The 11,850-nt window shown below is 71.5% G+C and carries 7 protein-coding genes and 1 pseudogene; 6 read left to right on the top strand and 2 right to left on the bottom strand.

What is annotated here, in order from left to right; all coding sequences use genetic code 11:
- The 3 genes and pseudogenes from MKK53_RS05880 to MKK53_RS05870 all read left to right on the top strand — a co-directional run.
- Positions 1 to 305 (top strand): annotated as a pseudogene (locus MKK53_RS05880) (OmpA family protein); the annotation flags it as partial.
- Between the two features lie 622 nt (positions 306 to 927).
- Positions 928 to 1,860, top strand: coding sequence for an oxygen-dependent coproporphyrinogen oxidase (hemF, locus tag MKK53_RS05875; protein ID WP_243927759.1), 933 nt, complete (start codon positions 928 to 930; stop codon positions 1,858 to 1,860).
- A 205-nt stretch (positions 1,861 to 2,065) separates the two neighbouring features.
- Positions 2,066 to 3,187, top strand: a complete 1,122-nt coding sequence (locus MKK53_RS05870; RefSeq protein ID WP_243927758.1) for an ATP-dependent RecD-like DNA helicase — start codon at positions 2,066 to 2,068, stop codon at positions 3,185 to 3,187.
- A 196-nt stretch (positions 3,188 to 3,383) separates the two neighbouring features.
- On the opposite strand, the gene MKK53_RS05865 is transcribed toward MKK53_RS05870, so the two are convergent.
- Complete coding sequence (locus tag MKK53_RS05865; protein ID WP_243927757.1) at positions 3,384 to 4,376, bottom strand: CobW family GTP-binding protein; 993 nt, start codon at positions 4,374 to 4,376, stop codon at positions 3,384 to 3,386.
- A 355-nt stretch (positions 4,377 to 4,731) separates the two neighbouring features.
- On the opposite strand from MKK53_RS05865, the gene MKK53_RS05860 reads away from it, so the two are divergent.
- The 3 genes from MKK53_RS05860 to MKK53_RS05850 all read left to right on the top strand — a co-directional run bounded on the left by MKK53_RS05860 (position 4,732) and on the right by MKK53_RS05850 (position 10,931).
- Positions 4,732 to 6,060: an efflux RND transporter periplasmic adaptor subunit gene (locus MKK53_RS05860; protein ID WP_243927756.1), complete on the top strand. Its 1,329-nt coding sequence runs from the start codon at positions 4,732 to 4,734 to the stop codon at positions 6,058 to 6,060.
- A gap of 10 nt (positions 6,061 to 6,070) precedes the next feature.
- On the top strand, positions 6,071 to 9,220 hold the full coding sequence (locus tag MKK53_RS05855) for an efflux RND transporter permease subunit (protein WP_243927755.1): 3,150 nt from the start codon (positions 6,071 to 6,073) through the stop codon (positions 9,218 to 9,220).
- Between the two features lie 196 nt (positions 9,221 to 9,416).
- Complete coding sequence (locus MKK53_RS05850) at positions 9,417 to 10,931, top strand: efflux transporter outer membrane subunit (protein WP_243927754.1); 1,515 nt, start codon at positions 9,417 to 9,419, stop codon at positions 10,929 to 10,931.
- A gap of 42 nt (positions 10,932 to 10,973) precedes the next feature.
- On the opposite strand, the gene MKK53_RS05845 is transcribed toward MKK53_RS05850, so the two are convergent.
- Complete coding sequence (locus MKK53_RS05845) at positions 10,974 to 11,765, bottom strand: flagellar hook basal-body protein (protein ID WP_243927753.1); 792 nt, start codon at positions 11,763 to 11,765, stop codon at positions 10,974 to 10,976.
- Positions 11,766 to 11,850 lie beyond the last annotated feature (85 nt).

Raw genomic sequence — 11,850 nt, 5'->3', positions numbered from 1 at the left:
GAGCCCTCCTTCCCCCCCAGCCCCCTTCCCCCCCCCGCCCCCTTCCGCCCATTCCCCCCCGCCCGGCCGCCTTCACCGTCTCCCCCGCCCCCCCGTTCCCGCCGCCCCCGGCCGACCCGCTGCCCCCGGGGCCGCCGGTCGGGCCGGTGGCCGGGGACCCGCCCGCCCTCGCCTCCCGCCCCGGCCACCTCCCGACCCGCGCGGCGGCCCCCGCCCCCTCGGCCTCCCCCTCCGCGCCGCGGGGGGGCGGCGCCCCCCTGCCGGCGCCCCGGCCCGGCCCCGCGCGCGGCGCGCCCGAGTCGTAGAGCCGGGATCGGGGGGGAGGCGCGGCCCTCGCGCAGCGGCGGCGCGGAGTGCGGGAGGAGCGGGAGAGGTCCGCGGTCCGCGGCCGCCGCCCGCAGGCGCGCACCGCGGAGTAGCGGGCGGAGGGGGGCGGGCGGGAATGGCGGGGCGCGTGGCAGGGGGGAGCGGGCGTGTGGGCGGGCAGGGGGCGGAGGGGGGGGGGGGGGGGCGGGGGGGAGATGGGGAAGGGGGGCTTGGGGGGAAGCAGGGCTCAGGGGGAAGGAGGGCTGAGGGGCTGAGGGGACCGGGCCATCCTTATACACGGCTTCACCGGGCGACGCCGACCCGTGCGGGCACTCCCTTCCCGCTCTGCGGGGGAGGGTGGCCCAAGGGGCGCCCTTTGCCTGAGCCGGGATCGCGAGGGGCGCGCGGGGCGTCGGGCGGGGCGGTGCCCCGTTCGGCACCGGCGCTCCCCTCTCCCGACCCCCTGACGGGGGCCACCCTCCCCCGCGGAGGGGGGAGGGAGGGGGCGGAGCCCGGATGGCGACCGGTCTGCCCCGTCACTCCCTTTCCCCCCGCGGAGGGGAGAGGGTGGGGGCGCGATGCCCGATTGACGCCCGTCCGGCGGGGTGGGAAAGCCATGGCATGAGCACGCCCGCCGATCCCCGCGCCTCCCTCGGGCCTCCGGCCAGCGAGGCCGACGTCGCCGCCATGAAGGCGCAGGCGGCGGCATGGTTCGCCGAGCTGCGCGACCGGATCGTCGCCGCCCTGGAGGCGATCGAGGACGAGGCGGACCTGCCCCTCCACCCGGACGCCCCCCGCGAGCCCGGCCGCTTCGTCCGCACCCCCTGGGCACGCACCGACCACAGCGGCGCGCCGGGCGGCGGCGGGACCATGGCGATGCTGAAGGGCCGGGTCTTCGAGAAGGCCGGCGTCCACATCTCGACGGTCCACGGCGAGTTCGCCCCGGAGTTCCGCGGCCAGATCCCCGGCTCGGCGGAGGATCCGCGCTTCTTCGCCACCGGCATCTCGCTGATCGCCCATCCCTGGAACCCGCACGCGCCCACCGTGCACATGAACACCCGCTTCGTGGTGACGACGAAGGCGTGGTTCGGGGGCGGCGCCGACCTCACCCCGGTGATGGAGCGCCGCCGCACCCAGGACGACCCGGACAGCCGGCATTTCCACGCCTGCCTGCAGCGGGCCTGCGAGGCCCACGGCGTCGAGTACGCCCCCTACAAGGCGTGGTGCGACGAGTACTTCCACCTGAAGCACCGGAACGAGCCAAGGGGCATCGGCGGCATCTTCTACGACTACCGCTGGACGGGGGATCCGCAGGCGGACCTCGCCTTCACCAAGTCCGTCGGGCTCGCCTTCCTCGACGCCTACCCGCCGATCGTGCGCGAGAACATCCGCCGGGCCTGGACCGAGGAGGACCGGTGCGAGCAGCAGGTGCGCCGCGGGCGCTACGTGGAGTTCAACCTGCTCTACGACCGGGGCACGATCTTCGGGCTGAGGACCGGCGGCAACGTCGCCTCCATCCTGTCCTCCATGCCGCCCACGGTGCGGTGGCCGTGAGGGGACCTGCTCACCGTCATCGGGGAGCGGGGCGGTCCTCGGCGTCCCTCTCCGTCATCGCGAATGCAGGGAGGCGATCCAGGGCAGCGGGACGCCTCAGACTGTGGCGGATCCCCGGATGGCTTCCCTGCGCTTGCAAGGACGGGTGTGCGGCGGCGGCGCCGGCGCGCCTCGCTCCGCTCGCGATGACGGCGGTGGGGCCGGCATGAGCGCCTCGCTGCCCGGTGCCTACGCCCCCCAGCAGGATGCGGCGCTGAAGGCGATCGACGCGTGGCGCCGGGACGGCGGATCGCAGGTGTTCCGCCTGTTCGGCTATGCCGGCACCGGCAAGACCACCCTCGCCCGCCGCATCGCCGAGGACGTCGACGGGGCGGTGGTGTTCGGCGCCTTCACCGGCAAGGCCGCCTCGGTGATGCGCCAGAAGGGCTGCCACGACGCGGCGACGATCCACTCCCTGATCTACCGCACGAAGGAGGCGGAGGAGGGCGGCGGCCCGAGCTTCACCCTCAACCGCTCGGGGGCGGCGGCCAAGGCCGACCTCATCGTCATCGACGAGTGCTCGATGGTCGATTCCGACCTCGGCAACGACCTCCTGTCCTTCGACAAGCCGGTGCTGGTGCTGGGCGACCCGGCCCAGCTGCCCCCGGTGCGCGGCGGCGGCTTCTTCACCGAGGCCGAGCCCGACGTGATGCTCACCGAGGTCCACCGGCAGGCCAAGGACGACCCGATCGTGCGCATGGCGATGACCGTGCGCGAGGGCGGCCGGCTGGAGCGCGGCGAGTTCGGGCAGAGCCGCGTCGTCTCCCGCCGCGACCTCGACCCCGCCGAGGTGCTGGAATGCGACCAGGTGTTGGTCGGCCTCAACAAGACGCGGCGGCTCTACAACGGCCGCCTGCGGGAGCTCGCCGGCCACACCGATCCGATGCCGGCCATCGGCGAGAAGCTGGTGTGCCTGCGCAACGACCGGGTGAAGGGCCTGCTCAACGGCTCGACCTGGACGGTCCACGCCCTGCGCGCCCCGCCCCGGCCCGACATGATCCGCCTCGACATCGTGCCCGAGGACGACCCGGCGCTGCGCCGCCGCCCGACGGACATCAAGGTGCTGCGGGCGATGATCAGCGGCTCGGAGGAGGAGATCCCGCTCTTCCAGCGCCGGGAGACCGACGAGTTCACCTACGGCTACGCCCTCACCGTGCACAAGGCGCAGGGCTCGCAGTGGGACAAGGTGACGTTGTTCGACGAATCCTTCGCCTTCCGCGAGCACCGGGCGCGGTGGCTCTACACCGGGCTGACCCGGGCGGCGCAGGCGATCACGGTGGTGGTGTGACAGGCCGCGCTCCCTCCCCGTCTTGCGGGGGAGGGTGGCCCCTGCGTCGGCAGGGGTCGGGAGAGGGGAACCCGGCTTCCGGATAAGGCACGGTGTGGGGTGAGGGGCGTCGCCTCGTTCTGCCGCGTCGCCCCCCTCTTCCGCCCCCCTCATGGGGCCACCCTCCCCCGCGGAGGGGGGAGGGGATTCGGGCCGCCTACGCCCGGCAGGCCTCGAATTCCTCGCGGAGCGCCGCCTCGTCGAGGTTGCGGCCGATGAAGACCACGCGGCTGACCCGCTTCTCGTCCGCCCCCCAGTCGCCCTGCACGTCCCCGTCGAGGATCATGTGCACGCCCTGGAAGACGAAGCGCTTCGGCTCGTTCGGGAAGGCGACGATGCCCTTGCAGCGCAGGATGTCCGCCCCCTGGACCTGCGTGAGGTTCGAGATCCACGGCATGAACTTCTCGGGGTCCACCTCGCCCTCGATCTTCGCCGAGATCGAGCGGATCTCGGAATCGTGATGGTGGTGGTGGCCCTCCTCCAGGAAGTCGGGCTCGATATCCAGGATGCGGTCGAGGTCGAAGGCGTTGCGTTCCAGCACCGCCTCCAGGGGCACGGCGCAGTTGGTGGTGCGGTGGAGCTTGGCGAGGGGGTTGATGGCGCGGATCTCGCCCTCCACCCGGTCGAGGTCGGCGGGGGTCACGAGGTCCGCCTTGTTGAGCAGGATCACGTCCGCGAAGGCGATCTGGTTCTTGGCCTCGGGGGCGTCCTTCAGGCGCTCGGTGAGCCACTTGGCGTCGGCCACCGTCACCACCGCGTCGAGGCGGGCGGCGTCGCCCACATCCTGATCGACGAAGAAGGTCTGGGCGACGGGGGCCGGGTCGGCGAGGCCGGTGGTCTCCACGATGATCGCGTCGAACTTGCCCCGGCGCTTCACCAGCCCGTCCATGATGCGGATCAGGTCGCCGCGCACGGTGCAGCAGACGCAGCCGTTGTTCATCTCGAACACCTCCTCGTCGGCGCCGACGACGAGGTCGTTGTCGATGCCGATCTCGCCGAACTCGTTGACGATCACCGCGTAGCGGCGCCCGTGATTCTCGGTGAGGATGCGGTTGAGCAGGGTGGTCTTGCCCGCGCCGAGGTAGCCGGTGAGCACCGTGACCGGGATCTTGCCGTCCGTCTGCGGGGAGTTCGCCGGGGAAATCGCCATGTCGGCCTGCCAGGGTTCGCGAAGGATCGGATGGGTCCGGCCTGTAACATTGTAGCGCCATCCCGCCAACGGAAGGGCCGGCGCCCGGCCCCGTCACGAGAGCGTCATGCGGGTCGCTCACAGACGGGCCATCCCCCCTCGCAGATTCCCGGTGTGGCGGCGACAACGCAGGTGACGAGCATTCCGGCCCCTCACGAAACCGTCGTTTGCCCGGCGGGAGGCGACATTCTAACCGCCGTCACGAGGCAGCGCCGCGCCTTTGCCTTGGAAAAGCGCTAACCTGGGATTCAGTGCTCGCACCGACGGGCGGCACGAATCGCGGTCGATGTCTCCCTGCCCGGCTGAAACGACGCTCATGGACGCCCGCAACCCCCTTTCATCGGATCAGGCCGTCACCCGGCCGGCGCGGTCCCGCGGCCGGCGGAGGCTGCGCATCCTCGTCCCGCTCCTCGTGCTCGCGGGCGTCGGCGCCTTCGTCGCCCTGCGGCCGGAGGAGGCGCGGGACTGGGGCGCCCGGATCGCCGGGGCGGCCCAGGGCCTGTTCGCGTCGGGCAATACGGATCCCGGGATCGACCTGAAGACGGCCGAGCCGACCGAGCGGGTGTTCCGCCCCAGCAAGGAGCAGCGCGCCTCCTTCGAGATCCTCCCCGTGGCGACGCAGATGTTCCGGCCCGAGGGGGCCGCGGAAGGCCGCATCGCCCTCAACGACGACGACAACGTGCCCGTGGTCTCCCCCTATGCCGGCCGCGTCACCAAGGTGATGGCCCGGGCGGGAGACGACGTGAAGGCCGGCGACGTGCTGTTCGTGGTCGAGGCGACGGACATGGTCCAGGCGCAGAACGACTATCAGGCGGCGCTCAACACCCTCCAGAAGCAGCAGGCCCTGCTGAAGCTGGACCAGACCATCGCCACGCGGCAGCAGGAGCTGTTCCAGGCCAAGGCGGTGGCCCTGAAGGACTACCAGTCCGCGCAGAACGATGTCATCGCCGCCCAGAGCGACCTCAAGACCGCCGAAGCCGCCCTCGATGCGGTGAAGAACCGCCTGAGGCTCCTCGGCAAGACCGATACGGAGATCGCCGCCTACGAGAAGAACGGCACGATGAGCCCGGAGACCCAGATCCGGGCGCCGATCGCGGGCACCATCGTCCAGCGCAAGGTCGGCATCGGCCAGTACATCAGCGCCTCCGCCGACCCGCAATTCGTCATCGGCGACCTGTCCACGGTGTGGCTCGTCGCCAACGTGCGCGAGAGCGAGATCCCCAAGATCCGCATCGGCCAGGAGGTCGAGGCGAAGGTGGCGGGCTTCGGCAGCCGGGTGTTCAAGGCGCGGGTGAACTACATGGCCGCCAGCCTCGACGCGGCGACCCGGCGCCTGGCCGTGCGCAGCGAGGTCGACAATCCCGACCGGGTGCTCCGCCCGGAGATGTTCGCCACCTACACGATCATCACCGGCAAGGGCGAGCCGAGCCCGAGCGTGCCCCTGAGCGCGGTCGTCTACGAGGGCGGGCGCACCCATGTCTGGGTCGCCCGGCCGGACGGGGCGGTGGAGGCCCGCGACCTGCAGCTCGGGCTGATCAACGGCGACAACGCCCAGGTCGTCACGGGCCTCCAGCCCGGCGAGCAGATCGTGACCCGCGGCGCCCTGTTCATCGACCGGGCCGCCACCGGCGACAAGGCCTCGTGAGGCGGGCGCGATGAACGGCCTGATCGTCTTCGCCCTCCGGCAGCGCGTCCTCGTCTGCCTGCTGTTCGTGCTGATGCTCGCCATCGGCTACGCCGCCTACACGCGCCTCAACATCGAGGCCTACCCGGACCCGGTGCCGCCCCTGGTGGACGTCATCACCCAGAATCCCGGCCAGTCGGCCGACGAGATCGAGCGCTACATCACGATCCCCCTGGAGGTGGCGCTCGCGGGCATCCCCAACGCGACGACGGTGCGCACCATCTCCCTGTTCGGCCTGTCCGACGTGAAGGTGCAGTTCAACTACGAGTACACTTACGAGGAGGCGCTCCAGCGGGTGCTGAACCGCCTGTCGCAGGCCCCCACCCTGCCCAACGGCGCCCAGCCCTCGATCTCGCCCACCAGCCCGGTCGGCGAGATCATGCGCTACAAGCTCGTCGGCCCGAAGGGGTACTCGCCCACCGACATGAAGACCCTGCAGGACTGGGTGCTGCAGCGCCGCTTCAAGGCGATCCCCGGCGTGGTGGACGTGACCGCCTTCGGCGGCAAGGCCAAGGAGTTCGAGGTCGCCGTCGACCTGAACCGGCTCCAGGCGCAGGGGCTGACCCTGGTGCAGCTCACCACCGCCCTGAACAACGCCTCGATCAACGTCGGCGGGCAGACGCTGAACGTCGGCCAGCAATCGGCGGTGGTGCGCGGCGTCGGCCTGATCCGGGACATGGACGACATCCGGGACACGCTGGTCAGCCTCGTCAACGGCGTGCCGGTGCTGGTGCGGGACGTGGCGGAGGTGCGGGTGTCGAACGCCCCGCGGCTCGGCATCGTCGGCCACGACAACCAGGCGGACGTGGTCGAGGGCATCGTGCTGATGACCCGCGGCGGCGAGAGCCTGCCGACCCTGGAGCGGGTCGAGGCCGAGATCGACAGGATCAACGCCTCCACGGTCCTGCCGCCGGACGTGAAGATCGAGCGGATCTACGACCGCTCGGGGCTGATCCACACCACCACGCACACGGTGATGCACAACCTCGTCTTCGGCGTGGTGCTGGTCTTCGTGGTGCAGTGGCTGTTCCTGGGCTCCCTCACCAGCGCGATCATCGTGGCGGCGACGATCCCCTTCGCGCTGGGCTTCGCCATCCTGATCCTCGTGGTGCGGGGCGATTCGGCCAACCTCCTGTCGCTCGGCGCCATCGATTTCGGGCTGATCGTCGACGCCACCGTCATCATGGTCGAGAACGTGTTCCGGCACCTGGCCGAGCCCGAGCATTCGGAGGGCCAGCCGGCGCCGGGGGGCCTCAAGGGGCGGCTCGGAACCATCGCCATCGCCGGGGCCGAGGTGAACCGGGCGATCTTCTTCTCGGCCACCATCATCATCGTCGGCTTCCTGCCGCTCTTCACGATGACCGGCGTCGAGGGCCACATCTTCGGGCCGATGGCCAAGACCTACGCCTACGCCCTGGTCGGCGGCCTGATCGCCACCTTCACCGTCTCGCCGGCCCTGTCGGCGATCATGCTGCCGAAGCGGGTGGAGGAGCGGGACACCCTGATCGTCCGGGTGCTGCGGGTCGGCCACGAGACGGCGCTGCGCTTCGGCCTGCGCAACCGGGTGGTGACGCTGGCCGCCATGCTGGCGATCCTGCTCGCCTCGGGGGTGGCGGCCCGGCACCTCGGCCTGGAATTCCTGCCGAAGCTGGAGGAGGGCAACCTCTACGTCCGCGGGACCATGCCGTCCTCGATCTCCCTGGAGGCCGGCAACGCCTACGTGCAGCGGCTGCGCAAGATCTTCCAGGAGGTGCCCGAGGTCACGACCGTCCTGTCCCACCAGGGCCGGCCCAACGACGGCACCGACGCCACCGGCTTCTTCAACGTCGAGATCCTGGCGCCGCTCAAGCCCATCGACCAGTGGCGCAAGGGCCTCGACAAGGAGACCCTGATCCACGACCTCGGCGTCAAGCTCGACCAGGAGTTTCCCGGCATCGAGTTCAACTTCTCCCAGTATATCGAGGACAACGTCCAGGAGGCGGCCTCGGGGGTGAAGGGCGAGAACTCGGTGAAGATCTACGGCACCGACCTCGCCCAGCTCACCAAGGCGGCCAACCAGGTGAAGGCGGTGCTGGCCACGGTGCCGGGCATCACCGACCTGTCGGTGTTCGAATCGCTGGGCCAGCCGACGGTGCGCATCGACGTGGACCGGCACAAGGCGGCCCGCTACGGCCTGTCCATCGGCGACGTGAACACCACGATCCAGGCGGCGGTCGGCGGCCAGACGGTGGGCGACCTCTACGAGTACGGCTCGGACCGGCACTTCCCGATGCGGGTGCGCCTCGCCAAGGAGTACCGCTCGTCGCTGGCCACGATCCGCAACATCGCGGTGGGTGCCCAGAACCCGAACGGCGGCGTGGTCCAGGTGCCCCTCTCCGAGATCGCCGACGTGGACCTCGTCTCGGGCGCCTCGTTCATCTACCGGGAGGACCAGGAGCGCTACATCCCGGTGAAGTTCTCGGTGCGCGGGCGCGACCTCGGCTCGACGGTGATCGAGGCCCAGCGCCGGGTGGAGCAGGAGGTGGACCTGCCCTCCGGCTACCACATGGAGTGGGTCGGGCAGTTCACGAACCTCACCGAGGCGGCGACCCGCCTGAGCCTCGTGGTGCCGGTCACCCTGGCGCTGATCGCGCTGCTGCTGTTCGTGAACTTCTCCTCGGTGACCGACATGCTGCTGACGCTCTCGGTGATCCCGATGGCGATGATCGGCGGCATCTTCGCCCTGTTCGCCACCGGCACGCCGTTCTCGATCTCGGCGGCGATCGGCTTCATCGCCCTGTTCGGCATCTCGACCATGGAGGGGGTGATCCTGCTGGCCTACTACAACCAGCTCCTCGAGGAGGGCTGGGAGCGCGGCGAGGCGATCTGGCACGCCGCCGTGGTGCGGATGCGCCCGGTGATGATGACCTGCGTCGCCGCCTGCGTCGGCCTGCTGCCCGCGGCGGTCTCCACGGGCATCGGCTCGCAGGTGCAGAAGCCGCTCGCCCTGGTGGTGGTCGGGGGCATCACCCTGGCGCCGAACCTGATTCTGGTGATCGTGCCGATCCTGATCTCCCTGTTCTCCCGGCGGAAGACCAATGCCGACGCCCGGGCGCTGCGCGAACACCGGATGGCGGCGTGATGGCGGGGGGCATGGGGCGCCGCGTGTCCGGCCGGACACAGGCGCGGCGCGCGCGCGGCCCCCGGCGGGGGCCGGCATTGACACCGGCGACGCCGATGGCCCTGCTCCGGCGGGGCTGGAGCGCGGGTTCGGCCACGGCGGGGGCATGATGACGAGGACGGGCCGGAACGGCGCCGCACGGGGTGCGGCGGCCCGGATGACGCGCGGCTTGGCCGCCGGAGCCCTGGGGGCGGCCTGCCTGTCCGCCTGCGCGGTGGGGCCGACCTTCGTGCCGCCCGAGGCCCCCCCGGTCTCCCGCTACACGAGGGAGCCCCTGGCCAATCCCTCGGCCGCCGACACCGTGCGCACCCGCCAGGGCGGCTCGGCCGACCAGAGCTTCGCCGCGGGGGCGGACATCCCCGGCGAGTGGTGGACCCTGTTCCACTCGAAGGCCCTCAACCGCCTCGTGGCGCAGGCCCTCGCCAACAACCCGAACCTCGAGGCGGCCCAGGCGGGGCTGCGCATCGCCCAGCAGAACGTGCTGGCGCAGAAGGGCACCCTGTACCCGAGCCTGACCGCCACGCCCCTCGCCCAGGAGGCGATGGCGCCGGGGCTCGACCTGCAATCGCCCCTGCAGAACCAGACGCGCTACCTCTACTCGCTGTTCACCCCCCAGGCCGTCGTCTCCTACAACCCGGACGTGTTCGGCCTGAATCGGCGCCAGATCGAATCCCTGGAGGCGACCACCGAGAACCAGCGCTTCCAGCTGGAGGCGGCCTATCTGAGCCTCACCGCCAACGTGGTCGCCGCGGCGATCCAGGAGGCGTCCCTGCGGGCGCAGATCGACGCCACGAAGAAGGTGATCCAGGCCCAGACCGAGGTGCTCGGCCTCTACAACAAGCAGCTCTCCCTCGGGCAGATCGCCGGGGCGGACGTGGTGCAGCAGCAGGCGGCGCTGGCCCTCTCGCAGCAATTGCTGCCGCCGCTGGAGAAGCAGCTCGCCATCCAGCGCGATCTGCTGACCGCGCTGGCCGGGCGCCTGCCCTCGGACGAGGTGTCCGAGACCTTCACCCTGGCGAGCCTGCGCCTGCCGACCCGCCTGCCGGTGAGCCTGCCCTCGCGCCTCGTCCAGCAGCGGCCGGACGTGAAGGCCGCCGAGGCGCTGGTGCAGCAGGCCTCGGCCAATGTCGGCGTGTCGGTGGCCAACCGTCTGCCGCAGTTCAACATCTCCGTCACGGGCGGATCGAGCGCCGTGCGCTTGCCCCAGGTGGTGAACCCCGGCGCGTCCTTCTTCACCATCATCGGGCAGGCGACGGCGCCGCTCTTCGACGCCGGCACCCTGTTCCGGCGCCAGCGGGCGGCGGAGGAGGGGCTGACCCAGGCCCAGGCCCAGTACAAGGCCATCGTGATCACGGCCTTCCAGAACGTGGCGGATGCGCTGCGCGCCCTCCAGGCGGACGCCCGGGCGGTGGCCGCCGCCCAGGCCGCCGAGCGGGCCACGGGCCAGAGCCTGGAGCTGATCCGCAAGCAGTACACGGCCGGCGCCGTCAACTCGTCGCAGGTGCTGATCGCCCAGCAGGGCTACCTCTCGGCCCTGGTGACCTCGGCCGCGGCCCGGGCCACGCAATACGCCGACACGGCGGCCCTGTTCGTGGCGCTCGGCGGCGGCTGGTGGAACCGCAACGACGTCGCCCCCCCGCCGCCCGAGACGGACCCGCTCAAGTTCCTGTGACGCCGCTCCCGTCGGCGCGAGGGGAGCACGGGGCAAGGCGCCTCACACGTACATCGTGATCACGTCCTGCAGCATCTCGTTGGCGGCGTTCAGGACCTTGGTGTTGGCGCTGTAGGCCTGCTGCGTCTCGATCATCTTGGCGAACTGGTCCGAGAGGCTGGCGTTCGATTGCTCGACGGCGCCGGCCGTCACGCTCGCCCCGGCGAAGCCGTAGGCGGGGGGGCCGGAGCGGTCGGTGGCGAGGTAGGTGCCGCCGTCGAGGGGGGCGAGGTTCTCCGGCCCGTCGAACTGGGCCAGCGTCATCGTCCCGAGGCTCGTCGTGCTGCCGTCGGCGTGGGTGGCGGTGAGGGCGCCGGCCGACGAGACCGCGAGGGTCGTCGGGGCGGAAGAGCCGGTGGCGACCTGGATGGGCGTGCTCGCCGAGGGGCCGGCGAACAGGTAGTAGCCGGCGCCGTTCACGAGGTAGCCGTTGGCATCCGCCGCGAAGTCGCCCCGGCGGGTGTAGCCCGTCTGGCCGCCGAAGCTCGGGGCGTTCGCCGAGCCGGTGTTCGGCTTCACGATGAAGTAGCCCTCGCCCGAGATCGCGAGGTTGGTCGAGACCCCCGTCGAGGCGACCGTGCCCTGCAATTGCAGGCTGGAGCGGGTGCTGAGGGAGACGCCCCCCGCCGCCTGGCTGCCGGCCTCGGTCTCGGCCAGCAGGTCGGCGAAGTGGGTCTCGGTGCTCTTGAACCCCGCCGTCGCGCTGTTGGCGATGTTGCCGGAGATGTTGTTCAGCGCGAAGGCCTGGGCGGACAGGCCGCTGGTCGAGTTCGAGACCGCGTCGAGGAGGCTCATGGCGTCGTCCTGCCCGGACGGCCCGCGGGGGAGGGCGGGGTGCCGGTCCGGCCGGGCCCTTATGGTTTCGGGGGCGTTAAGGCCG

The sequence above is a fragment of the Methylobacterium sp. J-076 genome (assembly GCF_022829405.1).
Lineage (GTDB): Bacteria > Pseudomonadota > Alphaproteobacteria > Rhizobiales > Beijerinckiaceae > Methylobacterium.
This window is presented reverse-complemented; position numbering and strand designations above follow the sequence as displayed.